This window comes from Novosphingobium barchaimii LL02, assembly GCF_001046635.1.
GTDB classification, from domain to species: domain Bacteria; phylum Pseudomonadota; class Alphaproteobacteria; order Sphingomonadales; family Sphingomonadaceae; genus Novosphingobium; species Novosphingobium barchaimii.
Window position 1 is genome coordinate 345,132 of the sequence record NZ_KQ130454.1, and the last position, 22,906, is coordinate 368,037.

A 22,906-nucleotide genomic window follows, 5' to 3' on the forward strand; every position below is an offset into this window, starting at 1 on the left:
CATCGTCATCCTCGCGCGGGAAGACCTGCATCGCGCAGGGCCGCATGGGCCTGGCCGATCGAATGCTTGCCGAAATGGAAGATCGAGGCGGCCAGCACCGCGCTCGCATGGCCCTGGGTCACGCCGGCGACGAGATGGTCGAGATTGCCCACGCCGCCCGATGCGATCACCGGCACCGAAACCGCATCGGCAATCGCGCGGGTCAGTTCAAGATCGTAGCCGTTCTGGGTCCCGTCGCCGTCCATCGAGGTGACCAGCAGTTCGCCCGCGCCGTATCCGGCCAGCTTCACCGCATGTTCCAGCGCGTCGATCCCGGTCGCCTTGCGGCCGCCGTGTGTGAATATCTCCCACCGGCCCGCAGCCACGCGGCGCGCGTCGACCGAGGCGACGATGCACTGCGAGCCGAACTTCTGCGCGATATCCGCCACCACCTCGGGGCGAGATACGGCGGCGGAATTCACCGCCACCTTGTCAGCGCCGGCCAGCAGAAGGGCGCGCGCGTCCTCGGCGGTGCGAACGCCGCCGCCCACGGTCAGCGGCATGAAGCAGACCTCGGCGGTGCGCTGCACCACGTCGAGCAGGGTACCGCGCCCTTCGTGGCTGGCCGAAATGTCGAGGAAGCACAGCTCGTCAGCTCCGGCGGCGTCATAGGCGCGCGCCTGTTCCACCGGATCGCCGGCATCCTTGAGGTCGACGAAGTTGACGCCCTTGACCACGCGGCCATCGCGCACGTCGAGACAGGGGATGACACGGATGCGAACGGTCATTGCATCACTCCACGGGCTTGAAGAACAGCAGGACCGCGAACACCGCCACGACGGCGCAGATCGCTACGTTGAAGGCGGTATAGGTCCAGAACTTGCGCGGATCGTCGGCGCGGCGCGTTTCCATTGTGGAGCGGCGACGGCTGAACAGCATCAGCCGCGCCCTGCCCTCGCGGTAGTCGCGCCATGCCCAGATGACGCCCGGCACGAAGATCGCCAGCGCCAGTACGGCGATCAGGCGGTTGTCGTTCACCCCTCGCGCTCGGCCATCTGGATCGCGGCGGCAAGGTCGAGACGCCCGTCGTAAAGCGCGCGGCCGGTGATGACGCCCTCGATGCCGTCCTTGGCATGAAGCGCGAGCAGGCGGATATCGTCGAGGCCCTTCACGCCGCCGCTCGCGATCACCGGCATGTCGGTGCGGCGGGCAAGGTCGACGGTGGCGTCGATGTTGCAGCCCTTGAGCATGCCGTCGCGGCCGATGTCGGTGAACAGCAGGCTGGCGACGCCGGCATCCTCGAAGCGGCGGGCCATGTCGACGATCGAGACGTCGGACACTTCGGCCCAGCCCTCGGTCGCGACCATGCCGTCACGCGCATCCACGGCGACGACGATGCCGTTCGGGAATTCCTTCGCCATGTCCTTGACGAACTGCGGGTCCTTCAGCGCAGCGGTGCCCATGACCACACGGCTGACGCCAAGGTCGAACCAGCCGCCCACCGCCTCGGCGGTGCGGATGCCGCCGCCCAGCTGGACGTGGCCGGGGAACGCCTCGAGAATCGCCTCGACCGCCTCGCGGTTTTCCGCCCGGCCCGCGAACGAACCGTCGAGATCGACGACGTGGAGGAACTGCGAACCGGCCTCGGCGAACAGCATCGCCTGCGCCGCGGGATCGTCACCGTAGACGGTGGCGCGCGCCATATCGCCTTCGGCCAGACGCACGACCTGGCCCTGCTTGAGGTCGATGGCGGGAAATACGATCATAGGATGGTCCGACCGGAATGGATCCCGTCGTGCCCGCGCAGGCGGGACGTCCGCTTGTGGCAAGGCGGAACGGGAGAAGAAAGGAAGCGCTGTCCCTGCGGGCGCGGGGACGACGGGGTCTGCTTTTGCACGGGTCGCTGAAGCACGAGCGCCGGTCCTGCGAACATGTCCTTCATGGCTTCCACTCCAGGAACCGCGCGAGCAGCGAGAGGCCGTAGCCCTGGCTCTTTTCCGGGTGGAACTGCACGCCCACGACGTTGTCCTTGGCCACTGCAGCGACAAGGCCGCCGCCATGGTCGGTCATCGCCGCCACGCTCGCCCCGTCATCCGGCGCGAAGTGATAGGAGTGCAGGAAATAGGCCTCGCCCGGCTCGATCAGGCCGCTGGCGGGATCGTGGCGGCCCAGCCCCACATCGTTCCAGCCCATGTGCGGTATCTTGATTCGGGGATCGGTGCGCTCGATCTTCTGAACCTGCCCGTCGATCCAGCCCAGACCCTCGGTGACGCCGTGCTCAAGCCCCCGCGTGGCGAGCAGCTGCATGCCCACGCAGATGCCCAGGAACGGCGCGCCGCCCACCTGCACCCGCTCGGTCATCGCCTCGACCATGCCGGAAATGCCCCAGAGGCCCGCCGCGCAGGCCTTGAACGAGCCGACGCCAGGCAGGACGATACGGTCCGCAGCGCGCACCACGGATGGGTCGGCGGTGATCGCCACGTCTTCGGCGCCCGCCGCCCGCAGCGCATTGGCGACCGAGTGGAGGTTGCCCGCGCCGTAGTCGATCAGCGCCAGCGTCATCCCGCCAGACCGGCGATGCTGTCATCCAGGAAACCGTGCGCCCATTCGATCACTTCGATCTCGGCCACGCCGCCCACGACGAACGGGTCCTGCGCGGCCAGTGCGGCCACCGCATCGCGGCTCTCGCCCTTCGCCAGCAGAATGCCGCCTTCACGCGGGACCTTGCGGCCCCAGCCCAGCAGATGTCCCGCCGCATGCTGTTCGCGCAGCCAGGCGACATGGTCTTCGAGCAGCGCATCCACCTTGTCGATCGGTGCAGTATAGGTGAGCGAAACGATGAAGCTGGCCATTACAGTGTCGCCTGTCCCAGAATGCCCTTGGTCGAGGGGATCGCCCCGCCCTTGCGCGGATCGAGTTCCACCGCTTGCCGCATGGCGCGCGCGAAACCCTTGAAGATGCCTTCGCAGATATGGTGGTTGTTGGTGCCGTAGAGCAGCTCGATATGCAGGGTGATGCCCACCGCCTGCGCGATCGAGTGGAACCAGTGCTCCACCATCTCGGTGTCGAATTCGCCCAGCTTGTCCTGCGTGAAGCCGGCCTTCCAGACCAGATAGGGACGGCCCGAAATGTCCAGCGACACGCGCGCCAGCGCCTCGTCCATGGGCGAGTGCACGTCGCCGTAGCGGCCGATTCCGGCCTTGTCGCCCATGGCCTGGGTGATGGCCTGGCCGATGGCGATGGCGCTGTCCTCGGTCGTGTGGTGCTGGTCGACGTGGAGGTCGCCCTTGATGCGGCAGGTGATGTCGATCAGCGAATGGCGGCTGAACTGCTCGATCATGTGGTCGAGAAAGCCGATCCCGGTCGAGACCTGATAGGCCCCGGTTCCATCGAGGTTAACCTCGACGAAGATGTCGGTTTCGTGCGTCTTGCGGGTGATCGAGGCTGTGCGCATGGCTGCGCCTATATACCCGTGCGTGTCAGAATCAATCCGGTCGTCAATCGGGCCCGCGCCGGCCCCTTCAGTGGATTTTCCTTGGATAAACGATCGGGGAGGCGTAATTTCCCACTCGTAACGGGTTGACCACCCGATGAACGATGCGCAGGTAGTGGCGCGATGAACGATACCCCGCCAGACAGCATGATCCCCTATGACGAAATCGTGCAGGAAGCCCTGCGCGCCGTCGTCGGACGTGTGCTGGGCCAGGTGGAGGCCGCCGGCGGCGTCCTTCCGGGCAGCCACCACTTCTACATCACCTTCAAGACCGGCGCTCCGGGTGTGAGCATTCCGGCGGACCTGCGGGCCCGCTTCCCGGACGAGATGACGATCGTTATGCAGAACAAGTTCTGGGATCTGGGCGTTTCCGACCGCGGTTTCACGGTCAGCCTCAGCTTCAACCAGATGCCTGCCAAGCTGGACATCCCGTTTTCCGCGATCACCGCCTTCGTCGATCCGGCGGTCGATTTCGGCCTCCAGTTCCAGGCGATGGACGACGGCGAGCAGGACGATGACATGTCCGCCACTGCCGGCAACGACGAATCGGAACGCGACGTCGCCTCGCGCATTACTCCCAGTGAAGACGGCTCCAACGTCGTCTCGGTCGATTTCGGCAAGAAAAAGTAAGGCGGACACCCCGCCCGAGGATTTACTGGGCGATGGCTACCAAACTGAAAAAACAGGCGCTCAAGGCCGCAAGCGCGGTCAAGTCCGGTCCTGTCGGCCTTAAAAAGCTGGCGGACAATGGCGGCGAACTGCACGGGCCCAGCCCCAACCCCGCCACCAACCTGGTAATCGCCGACATCGTCCTGCGCACCGGGACCACGCTGGCCCGCCGCGCGGTGGAACGCGGCGTGCTGGGCAGCAGCTATTCGCAGAGCAAGGCCAAGTCGATTCTCAGGGGCCGGACGGTATCCGAAACCCTGCTCCACGGCGCCCTCGCCCGCGTGGCGTTAAGCTCGATCCCCGGCGCGATCGTGGTGGGCGGGGCGCTCGTCGCCAAGACCCTTTACGACCGAAGCCGCGCACGGCAGGCCCGCGCAGAGGGCGCCGCCGACCTTCACGAAATGGCGCAGGACGGCGTCGAGGACTGAGGCGGCCGCATCCGCTCCGGCGGCAATTTTCCCCTGACCGGCCGCAAGCCACCTTGATTTGCGCGCTTTCCCCCGCCATCGGGGGCAATGGTCCAGACCGATCCCTCCCCGGCTTCCACCGGCACGCTGTCACGGCGCGGCCTGATGTTCATCATGTCCTCGCCGTCGGGCGCGGGCAAGACAACGATCTCGCGCATGATGCTCGAACATGATCCGCACATCTGCAACTCGGTGTCCTGCACCACGCGCCCGCCGCGTCCCGGCGAGGTTGACGGCAAGGACTACCACTTCGTCACCCAGGAACAGTTCGACCGCATGGCGGAAGACGGCGATTTCCTGGAATGGGCGACCGTGTTCGGCCACAGCTACGCCACCCCCAAGGCGCAGGTCAAAGCCGGCCTGAAGGACGGGCAGGACTATCTGTTCGACATCGACTGGCAAGGCACCCAGCAGCTGTACCAGAAGCTGGAACGCGATGTTGTCCGCGTGTTCCTGCTGCCCCCCAGCATCGAGGAACTGCGCCGCCGCCTGACCGGGCGCGGCACCGACAGCGCCGAAGTCATCGCCGGGCGCATGGAGCGCGCGCGTTCCGAGATCAGCCACTGGGACGGCTACGACTACGTCGTGGTGAACGATGACATCACCAGCTGCTTCGAACAGGTGAAGAAAATCCTGGCCGCCGAACGCCTGCGCCGCGCCCGCCAGACCGGCCTCATCGGCTTCGTGCGCGAACTGATGCAGCCCGGGGATTGACGGTGCAGGCGCTGCGGCGCCGGGGGCTTCGACAAGCTCAGCCTGCGGGGAATTTTAGGAACCAGCTTTCAAAACCGCTCAGGCTGAACTTGTCGAAGCCCCCGGCCGCGAACGCTGCCCTGATCCGACGATAGCCTTGCTCTGCGCCGCGTCTGCCTCTAGGCCGCGCCCCGACAAATAGCCCCATCCGGAGACCTTTCCATGTCCGACCTCGCCGCCAAGATCGAAGCCGCGTTTGACGCGCGTGACACCGTCACCCCCGCCAGCGACGATGTAAGGCTGATCGTCGACGAGGCGCTGGAACTGCTCGATTCGGGCGCGGCGCGCGTTGCCGAGCCGGACGGCCAGGGCGGCTGGAAGGTCAACCAGTGGCTCAAGAAGGCCGTGCTCCTCAGCTTCCGCCTCTCCGACAACGCCGTTGTGGACTACGGCGCCGCCGGCGCGCCTGCCTACGACAAGGTGCCGCTCAAGTTCGCCAGCTGGGATGAAGCCCGCTTCAAGGCCGCCGGCGTACGCGTGGTCCCCGGCGCGGTCGTGCGCCGCAGCGCCTACATCGCCAAGGGCGTGGTGCTGATGCCCAGCTTCGTGAACCTGGGCGCACACATCGGCGAAGGCACGATGATCGACACCTGGGCCACCGTCGGCTCCTGCGCACAGATCGGCAAGAACGTGCACATCTCGGGCGGCGCCGGCATCGGCGGCGTGCTGGAACCGCTGCAGGCCGGCCCGGTCGTGATCGAGGACGGCGCTTTCATCGGCGCGCGTTCGGAAGTGGCAGAAGGCGCGATTGTGGGTGAAGGCGCGGTGCTGTCGATGGGCGTGTTCATCGGCGCCTCGACCAAGGTCGTCGACCGCGCCACCGGCGAAATCCACATCGGCCGCGTGCCTCCGTTCTCGGTGGTCGTGCCCGGCGCGCTGCCCGGCAAGCCGCTGCCCGATGGCACCCCCGGCCCGTCGCTCTACTGCGCCGTGATCGTCAAGACCGTCGACGCGCAGACGCGCTCGAAGACCGGCATCAACGAGCTGCTCCGCGACTGATCTCGCACGACCAACGCATACTTACGCGGGGCGGGTGGCGGAACGCTGCCCGCCTTGGCGTGTTGTTCGATGTAAAGGGCCCGCTTGAGGCCCGCAGCATTCGGAGACAGGCCATGGAAACCCGCACGCAGGAAGTCCACATCGAGAAGGATGACGCCCGTGCCGGCACGACGCCAGGCGTCGTCCGTTATGTGCTGATGATCAGCCTTGCCATCGCGATCGTGGCGCTTTCAGCCATCTGGCTGACCGGTTCCCTCACCACCCCCGAAACCGGCGGCGCGGCCGATACCTCGAAGGCGGTCGCCGAAGACGGCGGCAAGATGCCGTGACCGCATGTTCACCCTCCGGCATATTGCGCAAGGGCACGGATGTGCGCTGGAAATGGGGTCAGGGGACCGCGACCGGCAAAGTCGCAGAGCGCTTCGAACGCCGTGTCAGCCGCACCATCAAGGGCAAGCGGATTGCCCGAAATGGCACCCATGACAATCCCGCCTACATCATTGAACAGGAAGATGGCGCCCGCGTCCTGAAACGTGGTTCGGAACTGGAACCCGCCTGATGGACCTGCAACGCTTCGTCACCGCGCAGGATGAGATTTTCCCACAAATCCGCGCCGAACTCGTCAGCGGTGAAAAGCGCGGTCACTGGATGTGGTTCATCTTTCCGCAGCTTGCCGGGCTTGGCACCAGTTCCATGGCCGAGCGCTATGCCATCGAAGGTCTTGGCGAGGCGCGGCGCTATCTTGCGCATCCGGTTCTGGGGCCGCGCCTTGGGGAAGTGACGCAACTTATGCTTGGCTGGGCCGGGCGACGCAGCGCCGTTGCTATTCTTGGCCCGGTGGATGCCGTGAAATTCTGCAGTTCGATGAGCCTGTTCGAGTTGGCAGCGCTGGAACGCAGCAGCGAGGCCGATCGATTTGGCCATGCTCTTGACGCCTTCTGTCAGGGGAGGCGTGATGAACGCACGATCGAAATGCTCAACCGCGTTTCCGCCAGGCCTGCGGCCTGAATTCCACCCTTCCGGCATAACGGGAACTTTTCCGCTCTTCCCGCGTAACGGGAACTTTTCGGCATCGTACCGCGTTCAGCAGTACGGACCGAACCAAGTGCGGCCACCAAGACCGCCATCGGCCCGACGGGAGAGCCGTCATGCAACGTGTCGGAGACGAGGTTCACCTCGATGACGACGAGGCACGCGGGGGAAGCACGCCTAACATCGTTCGTTATGTGCTGATCGCCAGCCTTATTCTTGCCATTCTGGCCATGTCCGCGATCTGGATTTCGCGTGCGTGGTACGACAGCCCGGAAAGCGGCCAGGCTGTCACCGCAGAGCAGCATGCCCTGGGCAATTGACGCAGACAGATGATTTTGGGTGAACAGTGAAATTGACAGGAACCGCCTGCGTTACCGGATGAGGCCCTGAAGCCTTTGGTCCGGTTGCCGGCGGTTCCCGTCAAATCTGACGACAAAGTCGCCATCTCCTGTACCCACAGAACTACCCGCAACCTCTTGCGAATTCCTTAACGCGCTGAAAAAATCGCCTGCTAAAATCGGGGGCCACTTACAGCGAAACCCGCGCAAGGCCGCGCCAGCGCGCAGCAGCAGCCAGATGCGCCTGCGCTCTCCTCACCTGCCGCTGCGTCCACTTGCCTGCCGGTCGCACCCGGCCTAGCCCATGGAAATGGGAGAGTTCGATTATATCATCGTGGGCGGAGGCAGTGCCGGCTGCGTCCTTGCCAACCGCCTCAGCGCCGACCCGAAAACGCGGGTCCTGTTGCTCGAAGCGGGCGGCAGGGACGACTATATCTGGATACGCGTGCCGGTGGGCTACCTCTACTGCATCGGCAACCCGCGCACCGACTGGTGCATGTCAACCGAGGCCGAACAAGGGCTGTCTGGCCGCTCGCTCAAATACCCCAGAGGGCGCGTGCTCGGCGGCTCCTCGTCGATCAACGGCATGATCTACATGCGTGGCCAAGCCGCCGACTATGACGGCTGGCGCCAGTCCGGCAACGCCGGGTGGGGCTGGGACGACGTCCTGCCCTACTTCAAGCGCGCCGAGGACCATTACGAAGGCCCCGGCGAATTCCACGGCGGCGGCGGCGAAATCCGCGTCGAGAAGCAGCGGTTGCGCTGGGAAATCCTCGAATCCTTCCGCGACGCCTGCGAGCAGCAGGGCATCCCCCATAGCCGCGACTTCAACACCGGCGACAACGAAGGCGCGGGTTTCTTCCAGGTCACCCAGCGCAGTGGCTGGCGCTGGAGCGCCTCCGACGCTTTCCTCAAACCCGTACGCAGCCGCGCCAACCTCAAGGTGGAGACCGGCGCGCTGGTGGACCGCGTCATCATCGAGCAAGGCCGCGCGGTCGGCGTTGCCTACACCCTCGGCGGCGAAAAGCGCGAGGCGCGCACCGGCGGCGAAGTCATTCTGGCGGCGGGCGCGATCGGCTCACCCGCCATACTCGAACGCAGCGGCATCGGCGACGCCGCCCGCCTCGCCGACCTCGGTATCGCCCCGGCGGCAGATAGCCCCGAAGTCGGCGCGAATCTGCAGGACCACCTGCAATTGCGCTGCGCCTGGCGCGTCTCAGGCGTCGCCACCCTCAACGCCCGCGCCGCCAACATCTTCGGCAAGGCGCTGATCGGCATGGAATATGCCCTGCGCCGTACCGGCCCCATGGCCATGGCCCCCAGCCAGCTGGGCGTCTTCACCCGCAGCAATCCGCGTTACACCACCGCCAACCTCGAATACCACGTCCAGCCCCTGAGCCTCGCAGCCTTCGGCGGCGCGCTGGACCCGTTCCCCGCCTTCACCGCCAGCGTATGCAACCTGCGCCCCGAAAGCCGAGGGACCAGCCGCATCACCAGCGCCGATGCAGCGATCGCCCCCTCGATCCGCCCGAACTACCTCTCCGCCGCAGAAGACCGCCGCGTCGCCGCAGACGCGATCCGCATCACCCGCGCCATCGTCGCCCAGCCCGCGCTTGCCCGATATCACCCGGAGGAAGTACGCCCCGGCATCGCTTTCCAGACCGAAGAGGAACTGCAAAACGCCGCCGGGGAGATCGGGACGACCATCTTCCATCCGGTAGGCACCGCGGCGATGGGGACAGTGGTGGACCAGGAGCTGCGGGTCATCGGGGTGCGCGGACTGCGCGTGATTGACGCCTCGGTGATGCCGGCGATCACCTCGGGGAACACCAATGCTCCGACCATGATGATCGCGGAGAAAGGGGCGGAGATGGTTTTGAAGGCGCGTCGACATTCAGCCCCGTCATTCTGAACTTGTTTCAGGATGACGGGATTTGGACGGCAAAGCAGCGAATTTCGACATGTCCTGGCAGCACTCAGGGTCTGAGGCGATGGCCCCAGGCCTTCAACCCATCCCGCTTAAACCAGAAACTCCCGCGTTCGCTTGACGATCTCGCCCACGTAGTCCCGCGCGGCCCGCCCGTTCTGCGCTGCCGCCACCAGCGGTACTTCAAGCCCCAGCACCTGCCCGCGCGGCAGAGCATCGACGAATTCCCGCAGGGGCAGTTCGCCCTGCCCCGGCACCATGCGCCCTGTCATCGCCTCGGTCATATAGTCGCCCTCGCCCTTGCGGGGCGCGTCGCTGAGCTGGATGTGCCCGATCAGCGCCGGGTCCAGTTCCGCGATCTGGCGCACTGTCCCGCCGGAGCGGAAGAAGTGCATCGCATCTATCAGCACCCCTGCGCGGCCTTCGCCGATGTGACGCACGGCATCCAGTGCTTCGGGCAGCGAGCGGATGGTGAACAACGGGCAGAACTCGATCGAAAACCCCATGCTGCGCTCAGCCGCCATTTCCGCGAGGATGGCGAGCTGGTCGAAGGCGCGTCCGCGCTCGGCGCCCATGTCGGCGGAGTTGACGCGCAGGGCGCCAAGGTCGGCGAACAAGTCCATGTCGGCCGCGCGCTCCGACGCATCAATGTCGGAAGAAACGCTCATCCCCTCGGCGATGGAGATCGCTACGCCCCGGTCGCGCAGAGCGGCCTTCAGGTCGCGCCGCAGGCCCGCGTCATCGCGCAGCGACCATCCGGGGTAGCCGTGGGGATTGAAACGGTCGGGCAGCTGGGTCAGCCCCATCGAAACGGCGGTGCAGCCGAGATCCGCCGCCAACGTGACATGCTCGACCGGACCAAGCCCAAGCACCGTCAGCAATTCCAGTCCAAGCGGATGTGGCATTTATCGAATCCTCTCCCGTATGCGCACGGGTATACAGCCTTGTCCCCAAGCGGGCACGGGCAATTGCAGGAAAGCTCAGTGCAGAAAGCCCTGCCGCCACTTCTTCGCAGCGTACCACAGCAGCGCCAGCGCTACGGCCCATATGGCGCCGTTAAGCGCGAGATTGCCCGGCGAAGTCACACCGCCGGGCATGTTCGAGGTCGCTTGCCAGACCTGGTTGCCCGCCAGCCCGCATAGCGAAACGGCGAACGCCGGAACCGCCCAGCGCGAACGGTCCAGCAGGGCCAGCGATCCGACGAACCCGCCGCCCACGCCCAGCGCCCATGTGAACAGTGACCAGGTGGGCGCGGAATCGAGCCAGTCGATGACCTCGGGCGGCAGTGAGGCGAGCCACTCGGGGCTGCGCATCGCGGTCATGGTGAAATCGAGGCACCCGAAGGCGTTCCACACCAGCGCCAGCACCGCGATCAGCCAATAGGGCCAGCGCGGCTTCGTTACGACAGCATCTGCCACGAGTTTCGCGCCCCTTTTTGCACCGCCTCCCCCTACGCCTGCCCCTCACCGGATGCAATTGCCGGCAAAGCTCGCTAGATAGCCGTGATGGCCGACCTTTTCGCCGACGAACTGCCGCCCCCCGGCACTCCCGATGACCTGCGCGAGGATGCCCCGCTCGCCGACCGCCTGCGTCCGCGCGTGCTGGAGGACGTGGTGGGGCAGGAGCACCTGACGGGCCCGGAAGGCGCGATCGGGCGCATGGTGGCGGCGGGGCGCCTGTCCTCGATGATCCTGTGGGGGCCGCCCGGCACCGGCAAGACCAGCACCGCGCGTCTGCTTGCCGCTGCCGTGGGGATGCGGTTCCATGCGGTGTCCGCGGTATTCTCGGGTGTGGCGGACCTCAAGAAGGCCTTCGCCGAGGCGGACGTCGCGGCAAAGGCGGGCCAGCGCACTCTGCTGTTCGTGGACGAAATCCACCGTTTCAACCGCGCCCAGCAGGACGGCTTCCTGCCTTTTGTCGAGCGCGGCACCGTCACCCTTGTCGGTGCGACGACCGAGAACCCCAGCTTCGCGCTCAACGCCGCTTTGCTCAGCCGTGCGCAGGTGCTGATCCTGCACCGCCTCGATGCTGCAGCGCTATCCGCGCTGCTGGACAAGGCCGAAGACCTCGAAGGCGCGCTGCCGCTGACCGCCCCCGCGCGCGAGGCGCTGGTCGCCTCGGCGGATGGCGACGGGCGGTTCCTGCTCAACCAGGCCGAAACGCTCTATGCCGCGAAGATCGCGGCTCCCCTCGATCCTGCGGGTCTCGGCCAGTTTCTGCAGCGCCGCGTGGCGGTGTACGACAAGGACCGCGACGGGCATTACAACCTGATCAGCGCGCTGCACAAATCGGTGCGCGGGTCCGATCCGCAGGCCGCGCTCTACTACATGGCGCGGATGCTGACGGCGGGCGAGGAGCCGCTGTTCGTCCTGCGCAGGCTGGTGCGCATGGCCAGCGAGGACATCGGCCTCGCCGATCCGCAGGCGCTGGTGCAGTGCCTTGCCGCCAAGGACGCCTACGAATTTCTCGGTTCGCCCGAGGGGGAACTGGCGATCGTGCAGGCCTGCCTTTACGTCGCCACTGCGCCCAAATCGAACGCGGCTTATGCGGCGTTCAAGTCCTCGTTCAAAGCCGCGCGCGAGACCGGGTCGCTCAGCCCCCCGGCGAACATCCTCAACGCGCCGACCAAGCTGATGAAGGATATCGGCTACGGCAAGGACTACGCCTACGACCACGACGCGCCCGACGGTTTCTCAGGCGACAACTACTGGCCCGACGAGATCGGCCCGCAAGTCTACTACGAACCCGTCGAACGCGGCTTCGAGCGCGAGGTGAAAAAGCGCCTGGAATGGTGGGACAAGAAGCGCGCCGAGCGGCGGGAGAAGTGATCCGGGATGTTCGTGTGATCGCGGCGGGGGCTTCGACAGGCTCAGCCTGAGCAGGTTTTCACGGTCACCTCACTCGATCATTCATCTCAGATCCCGCTCAGGCTGAGCTTGTCGAAGCCCCCCGCGTTCCCACGCGACACCCAGGACGGAACCACGATGCATTTCCGCAACTTCATGGCGATCGACTGGTCCGGCGCACAGGGTGAGCGGCACAAGGGCATTGCGCTCGCCCTGTGCGCGCAAGGGGACGGCGCCCCGCGCCTGCTGCACCCGCCCGGCCATGCGCGCTGGTCCCGCGCCGAGGTGCTCGACCTGCTGCTCCGCCGCCTGCCGCCCGATACGCTGGTGGGCATGGACCTGGGCATATCACTGCCTTTCGCCGATGCAGGCGCGTTCTTTCCCGGATGGGCGCAAAGCCCGCCAGATGCCCGCGCGTTATGGGCGATGATCGACCGCCTTTGCGCGGATGATCCGCACCTTGGCGCCGCCAGCTTCGTCGACCACCCAGGTCTCAGCGCCTATTTCCGCCGCCACGGCGGGCGAGAGGGTGTGCACTTCCACCTTCCCGGCGCCTTGCACCGGCGCGGACGGATGCGCGTGACAGAGGAGGCGCAGGCCCGCGCCGGGTGCAGGCCCTACTCCAACTTCAACCTCGTCGGCGCGGCGCAAGTCGGCAAGTCGAGCTTGACGGGGATGCGCCTGCTCCACCGGCTGGGTGGGCGCGTGCCGGTGTGGCCGGTCGATCCGCTACCGGAAAGCGGGCCGGTGGTGACTGAAATCTACACTACCCTCGCCGCCGTTGCCGCCGGGCGCACCGCTGGCCGTGCCAAGATGACCGATCACGCCGCGCTCGATACCGCGCTGGCCGCGCTCGGCTCGCAGCCGCTGGGCGGCAGCGGCGCGATCGACGATCACAGCGCGGATGCCCTCGTCACCGCCGCCTGGCTGCGCACCGCCGCGCACCGCAGCGAACTGTGGCATCCCTCTGAACTTACGCCGGAACTCGCCGCAACCGAGGGCTGGACCTTCGGCGCGGCCTGACGCACAACCTGCTCCATAAAACAGGGAGCTTCCACCCAATGAAGACCGTTCTGCTGGCAGGTATCGCCTGCCTATCGCTGGCCGCCTGCGCTACTCCGCCGGCCGGTGAAACCGTGTCCGCGACCACGCCGGCCCAAACCGCGCCAACCCCAAGCTGGAAGGCCCTTGTCGACCAGAGCATCGAGCAGTGGTTCGCCGTCGATCCCTCCTTCGCCATCTACGAAGGGGCGCACCAGTATGACGGCAAGCTGCCCGACTGGAGCGATACCGGCCTGAAGGCCCGCGCCGCATTCCTCCACTCGGTGATCGACAAGGCCGGCAGTTTCACCGGCCTGTCCGAGGCAGACAGCTTCGAGCGCGACTACATGGTGCAGGTCGCCAAGGGCCAGCTGTTCTGGCTGGAGGACGCGGACCTGCCGCATACCAATCCGACGTTCTACATCAATGGCGGCCTTGACCCGAACGTCTACGTCAGCCGCGACTATGCCGACAAGCCGACACGAATGAAGGCCATGATCGCCTTCTTCAAGGCCGTGCCCGCAGCCGCCGCGCAGATTGGCGCCAACCTGCCCGCCGCGATGCCCGCCAGCTTCATCAAGGTGGGCAAGGACGGCTTCGGCGGCTTCGCGGACTACTATCGCGGCGATGCCCGCGCTGCGTTCGCGGACGTGGCCGACCCGGCGCTCCAGGCCGATTTCAAGGCATCTTCCGAAGCGGCCGCCGCCGCCATGAAGGCCGTCTCCGAGCAGGTCGCCAAGGCTACGGCGACGCAGGACTTCGCGATGGGCGCGGACAAGTTCTCGCGCATGGTCGCCGCCACCGAGGCGGTCGACGCGCCGCTGGACCGGCTGGAAGCGGTCGGCCGCGCGGATCTTGTGCGCAACCAGCAGGCGCTGAAAGCGGCCTGCGTGAAGTTCGCGCCGGGCAAGACGATCCCCCAGTGCTTCGACAAGATGCGCGCCGACAAGCCCGCAGACGGACCCGTCGCCGAAGCCCGCCGCGAAATCCCCGAACTGGCGCAGTTCGTGCGCACTCACGATATCCTGACGATCCCCGGCACCAAGCTGGCGCAGGTGGAGGAAAGCCCGCCCTACAACCGCGCGAACTCAGCCTACATCGATCCGCCGGGACCGCTGGAGAACGGCGGTTCGTCGATCTACTATATCTCGCCGCCCGACCCTGCGTGGTCGAAGCAGATGCAGATGGACTACATCCCCGGCAAGGCTGACCTGCTGTTCACCACCGTCCACGAGGTTATGCCGGGCCACTACCTGCAGTTCCTCCATTCGAACGCCGCGCCCTCGATGGTGGGCAAGCTGTTCGTCGGCTACGCCTTCGCCGAGGGCTGGGCGCATTATGCCGAGGAAATGATGCTGGAGGCGGGCCTCGGCAATGGCGATCCCGGCGTTCAGGTCGGCCAGATCTCCAACGCGCTGCTGCGCAACTGCCGCTACCTGTCCGCCATCGGCCTTCACGCGCGCGGGATGACGCAGGCGCAGTCCAAGTCTCTGTTCATGAAGGAATGCTACCAGGACGAAGGCACCGCCGAGCAGCAGGCCGCGCGCGGCACTTACGATCCGGCCTACCTCAACTACACGCTGGGCAAGCTGATGATCCGCAAGCTGCGCGAGGACTGGACCGCCACGCGCGGCGGCCGCACGGCATGGAAAGCCTTCCACGACGATTTTCTCAGCCACGGCGGCCCGCCGATCCCGCTGGTCCGTCAGATCATGATGAAGGAAGACGCTCCACACGCCGTTTTCTGACCAAAGCTGTTTTCTGACTGGACCGGTGCCCCCCGCTCGCGGTAAGGGCGCCGGACTAGCCCCGCTTAAAGCGGAACGCAGGGCCGGCTTAGCTCAGTTGGTAGAGCACCTGATTTGTAATCAGGGGGTCACGGGTTCGACTCCTGTAGCCGGCACCACGCGCATTGCGATTTCTGCCAAGACAGCCAGATTGCGTTGACCGGCAAACACCGTCAGGCAAGCACCGCCAGGAAGGGCGCGGCAATACCGTGGGCGCGCTCCTCGGCTCGATCGTGATCAGCGGCCGTTCTGCGGTCATGGTGCAGGGCCAGCAGGTTCCCGCCTTCACCGCCGCACCCGTTCCCTACTGAGCACACCCGACATGCAACAGGCGCCCCCGCGAACGGTGGGCGCCTGTCCTGTATGGCAGTCCGGGCACCCTGCAATGCAGGATTGCCCGGTATTTTACGTCACTCCGCAGCGACGCCTTCGCCGAAGAGGCCCGGCTCCGCACCGTCGTCGACCAGCAGGATGTCGTCGTTGGTGGTCGCCTTGCGGCGCGAATCGAAGTTCGACCACACGGTGTTCCAGTCGCCGCGAGTCGCGCCCTTCGAATATTCGGTCGCGCGGGTTTCGAAGAAGTTGGCATGTTCCACGCCGTTGAGCAGCGGCTGCAGCCAGGGCAGCGGGTGATCCTCGATCAGGTAGATCGGCTTCAGGCCCAGCTGCGTCATGCGCCAGTCGGCGATGTAACGGATGTAGCGCTTGATGTCCTTGGCGGTCATGCCGTTGACCGGGCCCATTTCAAAAGCGAGGTCGATGAAGTTGTCTTCCAGGCGCACGGTGGTCTGGCACTGATCGGCGATATCGTCCTTCACCGCCTTGGTCAGGCAGTCCCGCTCGCGCACGAAAGTATGATAAAGCTGGATGATGCCTTCGCAGTGCAGGGATTCGTCTCGCACCGACCACGAGACGATCTGGCCCATGCCCTTCATCTTGTTGAAGCGCGGGAAGTTCATCAGCATCGCGAAGCTGGCGAACAGCTGCACCCCCTCGGTAAAGCCACCGAACATGGCCAGCGTGCGCGCGATGTCCTCGTCGTTGTCGACGGTGAACTTCTGCAGATAGTCGTGCTTGTCCTTCAGCTCGGAGTATTCGAGGAATGCGCCGTACGTGCTCTCGGGCATGCCGATGGTGTCGAGCAGGTGCGAATAGGCGGCGATGTGCACCGTCTCCATGTTGGAGAAGGCGGCCAGCATCATCTTGATCTCGGTCGGCTTGAAGACCCGCGAATATTTCTCGTGGTAGCAGTCCTGCACCTCGACGTCGGCCTGGGTGAAGAAGCGGAAGATCTGCGTGAGCAGGTTGCGCTCATGCTCGGAAATGTTCTGCGCCCAGTCGCGGCAGTCTTCGCCCAGCGGCACTTCCTCGGGCAGCCAGTGGACCTGCTGCTGGATCTTCCAGAAGTCGTAAGCCCAGGGATATTCAAAGGGCTTGTACGTCTTGCGGGCTTCGAGAAGAGGCATGGGGCGGGCTCCGGTGGGTCGGCTGATATGGGGTTCACCTGAAGCCTCCATCACTGGCGCGCTCAGGCGGAGACGTCAGAGATAGGCAGGATCGCTGCCAAATCCATGCGCCGAATCAATCTTTGCACAGGTAGATGTAGGGGCAAGTGAATTGTTTTACCACAACGGGTTGTGTCCCCAATGCCATGCGAGCGTGCATGATCGCGTTGGGCTTCGACAGGCTCAGCCTGAGCGGGGCTTGAGAGCCAATCCCTAAACCCGCTCAGGCTGAGCCTGTCGAAGCCCCGCGCGACAAGGCGCTCACCCCGCCCCCGCTCAGCCGTCCACTTCGGCGTAGTGGCTGGGCGGCTGGATCACTTCCATGCGCTCGGAAAGCAGCGGGCGGAACGAGGGCCGCGATTTCATCACCAGATACCAGGCGCGCGATTGCTCGTGAGTCGACCAGTCCAGCCCGCCCAGGTAATCGGCCACGGAAATCTGCGCGGCGGCGGCAAGATCTGCCAGCGTCATCGTCGCGCCCGCCAGCCAGGGCCGGTTGTCGATCAGATAGTCGATGTAATCGAGATAGTCGTGCGCCAGCTTCATCGATTCGCGCAGCGCCTTGGCATCGGGCGACTGGCGCAGGACGAGGCGCTTCTTCATTCGCTCCAGCAGCAGCGGGCCCGAGACGTCTGTGTAGAAATTCTCGTCGAACATCGCGATCAGGCGGCGAATCTCGGCGCGCTGCTGGGAGGTGCCGCTGATCAGCGGGTTGCGATCGACGGTTTCCTCGAAATACTCGCAGATCGCGCGGCTGTCGGACAGGACGATGCCCTTTTCGGTCTCGCGGATGACAGGGGTGCGCCCCGCCGGATTCATCGCGAACAGCCGGTCCTCGCCTTCCCATGGCTTGGCGGTCTGGAGTTCGTAGGCGATGCTTTTCTCGGCCATGAGCAGCCGGACCTTGCGGCTGAACGGGCAGAGCGGAAACTGATAGATGTGCCACATGACTTATGGCGATGCCAAAGCGCGGGGGAGGCGTCCACCCGGAGGTGATTTTGCATGGGGGCTAAACGCGTGGATAAGTCCCGCAAGCGCGACAACCCGCGTGCGCCCGTCACATATCGCCGCTACGCACTGCGGGCCGACTGACCGTGCGGCAGGTGCGAGAAACCCTCGCGCGCAAATTACGGACGACTTCACCCGGAGAGCCTTCATGTTCAGCCATATCACCGTGGGCAGCAACGATCTTGCCGCCTCGCAGTCCTTCTACGACGCCGTGTTCGGCGTGCTTGGCGCCACGCCGATCATGACCGACCCGGCTGCGGGCCGACTCGCCTATGCCCATAACGGCGCGAACTTCATGATCTGCACACCGGTCAACGGCGAAACCGCCTGCTTCGCCAATGGCGGCACCGTGGGTTTCGCGTGCGACAGCGCCGAGCAGGTAGACGCCTGGCACAAGGCCGGCTGCGAGGCGGGCGGCGTCTCGTGCGAGGACGCGCCGGGCGTGCGCGAATTCGGGGCCCGCAAGCTCCACCTCGCGTATCTGCGCGACCCTGATGGCAACAAACTTTGCGGCATGTACGCCCTGCCCGCCTGATCGCAGGCTGCTGACGGACTTGAACGCGGCAAGGGGCCTCGCCGGCGGCGAGGCCCCTTGTCTTTCAGGCCGGGCTTATCGGCTCGGGTCCATCGTCACCATGGTGAACTTCGCCGTCGCCGAATGACGCCGCTCGCCGGTGAGCAGGTTCTCTGCCCATAGTTCCACGCCGACCAGCACCGAATCCCCGCCCGCCATCAGGACGTGCGAGATCAGTTCGATCATCTCGCCTTCGCGGATCGGCGACTTGAAGTCGATCCGGTCGGACGTGCCCATGATCATGGGCCGGCGGGCATGGCGGGTAGAGGCGATGAAGGCCGCGCGCCCCATCATCTTGAGCGCATCGCCGCCGAACAGGCTGCCGTAATGGTTGGTCTGCATCGGAAAGACCATGTCGACCATGTGCAGCTTGCCGTCGGCGCCCGGCACGCCAGCTTCGGGCACCGGCGGGAACGGCAGGTGCGTCTCGGCGCCCTTTTCGGCCACCAGCGTGAACTTGCCGCGCGTACATAGGCGGCGCTCGCCGGTGACGGGCGCTTCGGCGACCAGTTCCACCTCGACGTCGATCGAGCGGTTGCCGACCCGGACCACCCGGCCCGTCGCTTCGATAAGATCGCCGACATGGCCCGGCGCCTCGAAGTCGATGCGGTCCGAACAGGCGGTCACGAACTGGGCCCGCGCATGGCGGGCAGCGGCGAGGAAGGCGATCTTGTCCATATGCGCCAGCGCGACGCCGCCGAACAGGGTGCCGTGGTGGTTGGTGTCGCCGGGGAAGACCGTATCGATCAATTGCACCGGGCTGGAGGCAAAGGTTTCGGGATCAGAAATTTGCGTCATGTGTCACTCGTCAGATTCTATCGGCGCGGCGACGGGACGCGGGAAAGCGGCAAGCCGGCGGCCAGTGAGGGAATCTTCTCCGTATGGGTGATGGTCGGCTCGAAGACGGAGCAATGCTCCGTGGCGGCGTATGCCAACGCCAATGGCCGACCTGTCGTTGCGGGCAAGTGGAAGCGCCCGAAGCGCGGGCGTCTCGCAGCATAGCCATGCGCGGTCAAGGCCCCGGCGGGCGTAGCGGGCGCTGGCGGCATCCCCCGGCCCGGTTATTGCCGTAGGTAATTAAGGGGAGCGCCCCAACTCCCGCGCCTGTCTTACACTCCCGCCCAGGCTATGGGGGAAGTACTGCATGGATGCGATCGCGCGCGCTGCCGATATGGATGTCGAAGCCGACGCCCCGGACTCCCGGGATGCGGCCCGCCCCATCGCCGCCGCGCGCCATTTCGCGCTTCCCCAGGCGCTGAGGGGACTGGCGGCGCTCTGGGTGGTGCTGTTTCACCTTCATTCCGGCGGCCATGCATCGGAGCTGTTCGCCCGGGCCCCGCGCGCGGTCGTGTGGATCTTCGCGCATGGCGAAAGCGGCGTCGCGGTGTTCTTCGCGCTCAGCGGCTTCGTCATCGCCCATAGCCTGCGCGGTGCCACGCCTTCGCTCGGCCTGCTTTCGCGCTTCGTCCTGCGGCGGGCGATCCGGCTGGACCCGCCTTACTGGGCGGCCATCCTGACGGTGCTGTGTCTCGGCTTCATCGAATACCGCATCGGCCACGCGCCCGCGCCCGATATCACCGGCCCCCAACTGGCAGCGCACCTGTTCTATGCGCAGAGCCTGCTGGGGTTCCAGAACATCAACATCGTATTCTGGACGCTGTGCTACGAAGTCCAGTTCTATATCTTCTTCGTCATTTCCCTGCTGGTCGCCCACAGGTTCGCGGCAAAGGGCCGGGCGGGCGTGAGACTGCTTCATTTCGGCATCGCCGCGATCTGGGCGGCGGGGTATTTTTCCAGCCCGTTCGAAGGGCTGTTCGTGGACCTGTGGTTCGCCTTCTATCTGGGCGTGCTGGCCTACCGCGCGCCGCGCTCCCCCATCGACGCCGCGCAGATGGCCCTGCTGTTCGTCCCGGTTGCGCTGAGCCAATCGCCATTCGGCTGGGTGGCCTTCATTACCGCTGTGATTCTGGCGGTCAGCCTGGCCACAGGATTCGTGAAGGACGGCCTGCGCAGCCCGCCGCTGCTGTTCCTGGGGACGATCAGCTACAGCCTGTACCTGTTCCACAATCCGGTCACCGGCGCGGGGTTCTTTGTGGCGGACATCCTGAAGCTGCCGGACCTCGCCGCGATTGTCACCGTGCTGGCCGTCAATGTCGCGGTCGCCTGGGCGGCCTACCGGCTGGTCGAAGCGCCGGCGCACGCGCTCAGCAAGCGGATCGCGCTGCCCTGACGGCGGCGCGGCGCCCCATCATCCCCGGCGCGAGAGCAGGAACACCGCATGTTCGGCGCGGAAGTTCGCCGCCGCCGCGCTGCAGCTCTGGTCGCCGGAAAGAAACCACTGCCCCTCCACGGTGATCCCGCGATCCTTCACCAGCGAACGGAAATCGTTGACGGTGAGGTGATGGATGTTGGGCGTCTCGTACCAGGCGACCGGCAGCAGCCGCGTCACCGGCATGCGCCCGTTCCACAGCAAGGATGCCCGCACCCGCCAGTGCGCGAAGTTGGGGAAGCTGACAAAGGCACGCCGGCCGATGCGCAGCAGTTCCTCCAGCACCATGTCGGGGCGCATCGTCGTCTGCAGCGTCTGGCTGAGGATCGCATAGTCGACCGATTTGTCGGGATAGAACGCCAGATCCTTGTCGGCATCGCCCTGGATCACCGAAAGTCCGCGCCCTACGCAGCGGCCCACATTGGCCGCGTCGATCTCCATGCCGCGCGTGGCGCAGCCCTGACCGTCGCGCAGGGCCGCCATCAAGGTGCCGTCGCCGCAGCCCACGTCGAGCACGCTGGCGCCGTTGGCCACGTTCTCCGCGATCACCGCAAGGTCGGGGCGCAGGCCTTCCTTCCCCATGAAGCTTTGGGCCGCGTTCATGACGCAGCCTCGAGCATGGCGGTGAATTCCGGCGAAAGGCGCTCCATCAACCGCTCCTGCCGCAGCAGCGGAGTGAAGCCGAGCTGGGCGTAGACGCCGTGCGCATCGGCCGTGGTCAGCGCGAAACGGCGCACCGTCGCATAATCGGGATGGTCCAGGAACCAGCGCACCATGCGGCGCCCAAGGCCCTGCCCGCGCGATGCCTCGTCCACCCAGACATCGGCGAGCCACGCAAAGCTGGCGCGGTCGGAGATCACGCGGGCGAAACCGACCTGGCCCTGCTCCGAATGATAGGCGCCAAGGCAGTGCGAGCCGGCGATCTGCCGCTCGACAGCGCTACGCGCGATGCCCGGCGTCCAGTAGCTCGTCTCCAGCCAGCCGTGGATGCGCGGTACGTCGAGGCGGGCCGCATCGTCCGAAAGTTCGATCATCCCAGGAACCCCTCCACCACGCGGTCCAGCGCCGGCACGTCGAGCAGGAAACTGTCGTGCCCGTAAGGCGCGGACAGTTCCACGAAGCTCACCGGCAGGCCCGCCGCGTTCAGCGCGTGGGTGACGTTACGCGATTCGGCGGTGGGATAGAGCCAGTCGGTATCGAAGCTGACGAGGCAGAACCGCGCCTTCGAGCCTGCGAAGGCATTGGCCAGCATGCCGCCGTGTTCCTCGGCCAGATCGAAGTAATCCATGGCGCGGGTGATATAGAGGTACGAATTGGCGTCGAACCGGTCAGTGAACGACAGGCCCTGATAGCGCAGGTACGATTCGATCTGGAAATCGGCGTCGAACCCGAAGGTCTTTTCCTCGCGGTTCTGCAGGCGGCGGCCGAACTTGTCGGTCAGGCCCGCTTCCGAAAGATAGGTGATGTGCGCGGCCATGCGCGCCACCGACAGGCCTTTTTCCGGGCCTTTGCCGTGCGCGTAATAGTTGCCCTCGCGCCATTCCGGGTCGGCCATGATCGCCTGACGGCCCACTTCATGAAACGCGATGTTCTGAGCGGAATGGCGCGCGGTGGAGGCGATCACCAGCGCGGCGCGGGTGCGCTCCGCAAAGTTCGAGGCAAGGCTGAGCGCCTGCATCCCGCCCATCGATCCGCCGACCACGGCATGAAGCGCATCGATGCCCAGCGCGTCGAGCACGGCGATGTGCCCCTTCACCATGTCGCGGATGGTGATGACGGGGAAGCGCTTCGCCCAGGGCTCGCCATCGGGCGCAAGGCTGGCCGGGCCGGTGGAGCCCATGCAGGAACCGATGACATTGGCGCAGATGATGAAATAGCGGTCGGTGTCGATCGGCTTGCCCGGTCCCACCATGCGCACCCACCAGCCCGGCTTGCCCGTCTTGGGATGATCCGAGACGACGTGATGGTCGCCCGTCAGCGCGTGGCAGATCAGGATCGCGTTGTCCTTCGCCGCATTCAGCGTGCCGCAGGTTTCGTAGGCCACGCGCATTTCCGGCAGGCTCTGCCCCCCGTCGAGCAGCAGCGGGGTGCCAAGTTCGAGAACCTTGCGTTCGATATTGAGGGAAGAGGCCGTGGACATGATGCGTTCGCCAAGTGGGGGGCTGGCTTTAGAGTGTCAATCGCCCCCTGTCATTAGCCGCCGCGCTGGGGTATGGGGC

At 65.8% G+C, this 22,906-nt stretch carries 28 protein-coding genes and 1 tRNA gene; 15 read left to right on the plus strand and 14 right to left on the minus strand.

Going from position 1 to position 22,906, the window contains the following annotated elements:
* Positions 1-5: 5 nt before the first annotated feature.
* The 6 genes from hisF to hisB form a co-directional block, all read right to left on the minus strand.
* Complete coding sequence (gene hisF / locus V474_RS12125; RefSeq protein ID WP_059151745.1) at positions 6-767, minus strand: imidazole glycerol phosphate synthase subunit HisF; 762 nt, start codon at positions 765-767, stop codon at positions 6-8.
* A 4-nt stretch (positions 768-771) separates the two neighbouring features.
* Positions 772-1,017: a hypothetical protein gene (locus V474_RS12130; protein ID WP_043971413.1), complete on the minus strand. Its 246-nt coding sequence runs from the start codon at positions 1,015-1,017 to the stop codon at positions 772-774.
* Positions 1,014-1,745 (minus strand): 1-(5-phosphoribosyl)-5-[(5-phosphoribosylamino)methylideneamino]imidazole-4-carboxamide isomerase, encoded by a 732-nt coding sequence (hisA, locus tag V474_RS12135; protein ID WP_059151746.1) that lies wholly within the window; start codon positions 1,743-1,745, stop codon positions 1,014-1,016. Before hisA ends, V474_RS12130 begins: the two co-directional genes overlap by 4 nt.
* Positions 1,746-1,917: 172 nt before the next feature.
* Positions 1,918-2,541 carry an imidazole glycerol phosphate synthase subunit HisH gene (hisH, locus tag V474_RS12140; protein ID WP_043971420.1) on the minus strand — a complete coding sequence of 208 codons (624 nt, stop codon included), beginning with the start codon at positions 2,539-2,541 and terminating at the stop codon, positions 1,918-1,920.
* Complete coding sequence (locus V474_RS12145; protein ID WP_059151747.1) at positions 2,538-2,831, minus strand: YciI family protein; 294 nt, start codon at positions 2,829-2,831, stop codon at positions 2,538-2,540. Before V474_RS12145 ends, hisH begins: the two co-directional genes overlap by 4 nt.
* Positions 2,831-3,433 carry an imidazoleglycerol-phosphate dehydratase HisB gene (gene hisB, locus V474_RS12150; protein ID WP_043971426.1) on the minus strand — a complete coding sequence of 201 codons (603 nt, stop codon included), beginning with the start codon at positions 3,431-3,433 and terminating at the stop codon, positions 2,831-2,833. Before hisB ends, V474_RS12145 begins: the two co-directional genes overlap by 1 nt.
* Positions 3,434-3,595: 162 nt before the next feature.
* Between hisB and V474_RS12155 the strand changes: the two genes are divergently transcribed.
* The 9 genes from V474_RS12155 to V474_RS12195 all read left to right on the plus strand — a co-directional run bounded on the left by V474_RS12155 (position 3,596) and on the right by V474_RS12195 (position 9,642).
* Entirely contained in the window at positions 3,596-4,102 is a 507-nt protein-coding gene (locus V474_RS12155) for an SspB family protein (protein ID WP_043971429.1), read from the plus strand.
* A gap of 32 nt (positions 4,103-4,134) precedes the next feature.
* The gene (locus tag V474_RS12160; RefSeq protein WP_059151748.1) at positions 4,135-4,569 is read left to right on the plus strand and encodes a hypothetical protein; all 435 of its coding nucleotides are present in this window, start codon (positions 4,135-4,137) and stop codon (positions 4,567-4,569) included.
* A gap of 87 nt (positions 4,570-4,656) precedes the next feature.
* Complete coding sequence (gmk, locus tag V474_RS12165; RefSeq protein ID WP_059151749.1) at positions 4,657-5,322, plus strand: guanylate kinase; 666 nt, start codon at positions 4,657-4,659, stop codon at positions 5,320-5,322.
* Between the two features lie 201 nt (positions 5,323-5,523).
* Positions 5,524-6,360 carry a 2,3,4,5-tetrahydropyridine-2,6-dicarboxylate N-succinyltransferase gene (gene dapD / locus V474_RS12170; RefSeq protein ID WP_059151750.1) on the plus strand — a complete coding sequence of 279 codons (837 nt, stop codon included), beginning with the start codon at positions 5,524-5,526 and terminating at the stop codon, positions 6,358-6,360.
* Positions 6,361-6,473: 113 nt separating this feature from the next.
* Positions 6,474-6,689: a hypothetical protein gene (locus V474_RS12175; RefSeq protein WP_059151751.1), complete on the plus strand. Its 216-nt coding sequence runs from the start codon at positions 6,474-6,476 to the stop codon at positions 6,687-6,689.
* Entirely contained in the window at positions 6,686-6,919 is a 234-nt protein-coding gene (locus V474_RS12180) for a hypervirulence associated TUDOR domain-containing protein (RefSeq protein ID WP_059151752.1), read from the plus strand. The genes V474_RS12175 and V474_RS12180 overlap by 4 nt, the downstream gene beginning before the upstream one ends.
* Positions 6,919-7,368 carry a DUF1810 domain-containing protein gene (locus V474_RS12185; protein ID WP_330219642.1) on the plus strand — a complete coding sequence of 150 codons (450 nt, stop codon included), beginning with the start codon at positions 6,919-6,921 and terminating at the stop codon, positions 7,366-7,368. Before V474_RS12180 ends, V474_RS12185 begins: the two co-directional genes overlap by 1 nt.
* A gap of 140 nt (positions 7,369-7,508) precedes the next feature.
* On the plus strand, positions 7,509-7,712 hold the full coding sequence (locus tag V474_RS12190; RefSeq protein ID WP_059151754.1) for a hypothetical protein: 204 nt from the start codon (positions 7,509-7,511) through the stop codon (positions 7,710-7,712).
* 328 nt (positions 7,713-8,040) lie between these two features.
* Positions 8,041-9,642 carry a GMC family oxidoreductase gene (locus tag V474_RS12195; protein WP_148649377.1) on the plus strand — a complete coding sequence of 534 codons (1,602 nt, stop codon included), beginning with the start codon at positions 8,041-8,043 and terminating at the stop codon, positions 9,640-9,642.
* Positions 9,643-9,749: 107 nt separating this feature from the next.
* Here the strand turns inward: V474_RS12195 and V474_RS12200 are convergent, their stop codons facing one another.
* Complete coding sequence (locus V474_RS12200) at positions 9,750-10,562, minus strand: sugar phosphate isomerase/epimerase family protein (RefSeq protein WP_059151756.1); 813 nt, start codon at positions 10,560-10,562, stop codon at positions 9,750-9,752.
* A 75-nt stretch (positions 10,563-10,637) separates the two neighbouring features.
* Complete coding sequence (locus V474_RS12205) at positions 10,638-11,075, minus strand: hypothetical protein (RefSeq protein WP_043971455.1); 438 nt, start codon at positions 11,073-11,075, stop codon at positions 10,638-10,640.
* 87 nt (positions 11,076-11,162) lie between these two features.
* Between V474_RS12205 and V474_RS12210 the strand changes: the two genes are divergently transcribed.
* The 4 genes from V474_RS12210 to V474_RS12225 all read left to right on the plus strand — a co-directional run bounded on the left by V474_RS12210 (position 11,163) and on the right by V474_RS12225 (position 15,450).
* Positions 11,163-12,485 (plus strand): replication-associated recombination protein A, encoded by a 1,323-nt coding sequence (locus tag V474_RS12210; RefSeq protein ID WP_059151757.1) that lies wholly within the window; start codon positions 11,163-11,165, stop codon positions 12,483-12,485.
* A gap of 174 nt (positions 12,486-12,659) precedes the next feature.
* Positions 12,660-13,526: a hypothetical protein gene (locus V474_RS12215; RefSeq protein WP_201786038.1), complete on the plus strand. Its 867-nt coding sequence runs from the start codon at positions 12,660-12,662 to the stop codon at positions 13,524-13,526.
* Positions 13,527-13,564: 38 nt separating this feature from the next.
* Entirely contained in the window at positions 13,565-15,292 is a 1,728-nt protein-coding gene (locus V474_RS12220; protein WP_059151759.1) for a DUF885 domain-containing protein, read from the plus strand.
* Between the two features lie 82 nt (positions 15,293-15,374).
* A tRNA-Thr gene (locus tag V474_RS12225) sits at positions 15,375-15,450 on the plus strand.
* A 291-nt stretch (positions 15,451-15,741) separates the two neighbouring features.
* Here V474_RS12225 and V474_RS12230 read toward each other — a convergent pair.
* Entirely contained in the window at positions 15,742-16,797 is a 1,056-nt protein-coding gene (locus tag V474_RS12230) for a ribonucleotide-diphosphate reductase subunit beta (RefSeq protein ID WP_059151760.1), read from the minus strand.
* A 315-nt stretch (positions 16,798-17,112) separates the two neighbouring features.
* Positions 17,113-17,784: a glutathione S-transferase family protein gene (locus V474_RS12235; protein WP_059151761.1), complete on the minus strand. Its 672-nt coding sequence runs from the start codon at positions 17,782-17,784 to the stop codon at positions 17,113-17,115.
* A 208-nt stretch (positions 17,785-17,992) separates the two neighbouring features.
* Between V474_RS12235 and V474_RS12240 the strand changes: the two genes are divergently transcribed.
* Complete coding sequence (locus V474_RS12240; protein ID WP_059151762.1) at positions 17,993-18,379, plus strand: VOC family protein; 387 nt, start codon at positions 17,993-17,995, stop codon at positions 18,377-18,379.
* A 75-nt stretch (positions 18,380-18,454) separates the two neighbouring features.
* Here V474_RS12240 and V474_RS12245 read toward each other — a convergent pair whose 3' ends face one another.
* On the minus strand, positions 18,455-19,216 hold the full coding sequence (locus tag V474_RS12245; protein ID WP_059151763.1) for an acyl-CoA thioesterase: 762 nt from the start codon (positions 19,214-19,216) through the stop codon (positions 18,455-18,457).
* A gap of 346 nt (positions 19,217-19,562) precedes the next feature.
* Between V474_RS12245 and V474_RS12255 the strand changes: the two genes are divergently transcribed.
* Positions 19,563-20,648: an acyltransferase family protein gene (locus V474_RS12255; RefSeq protein WP_059151765.1), complete on the plus strand. Its 1,086-nt coding sequence runs from the start codon at positions 19,563-19,565 to the stop codon at positions 20,646-20,648.
* 18 nt (positions 20,649-20,666) lie between these two features.
* Here the strand turns inward: V474_RS12255 and metW are convergent, their stop codons facing one another.
* From metW to metX, 3 genes are read right to left on the minus strand one after another with little or no spacing between them, the layout of a single operon-like run.
* Positions 20,667-21,290, minus strand: coding sequence for a methionine biosynthesis protein MetW (gene metW, locus V474_RS12260; RefSeq protein WP_059151766.1), 624 nt, complete (start codon positions 21,288-21,290; stop codon positions 20,667-20,669).
* The gene (locus V474_RS12265) at positions 21,287-21,721 is read right to left on the minus strand and encodes a GNAT family N-acetyltransferase (protein WP_059151767.1); all 435 of its coding nucleotides are present in this window, start codon (positions 21,719-21,721) and stop codon (positions 21,287-21,289) included. Before V474_RS12265 ends, metW begins: the two co-directional genes overlap by 4 nt.
* A complete protein-coding gene (gene metX, locus V474_RS12270; protein WP_059151768.1) occupies positions 21,718-22,827 on the minus strand; it encodes a homoserine O-acetyltransferase MetX in 1,110 nt (369 codons plus the stop codon). The genes V474_RS12265 and metX overlap by 4 nt, the downstream gene beginning before the upstream one ends.
* Positions 22,828-22,906 lie beyond the last annotated feature (79 nt).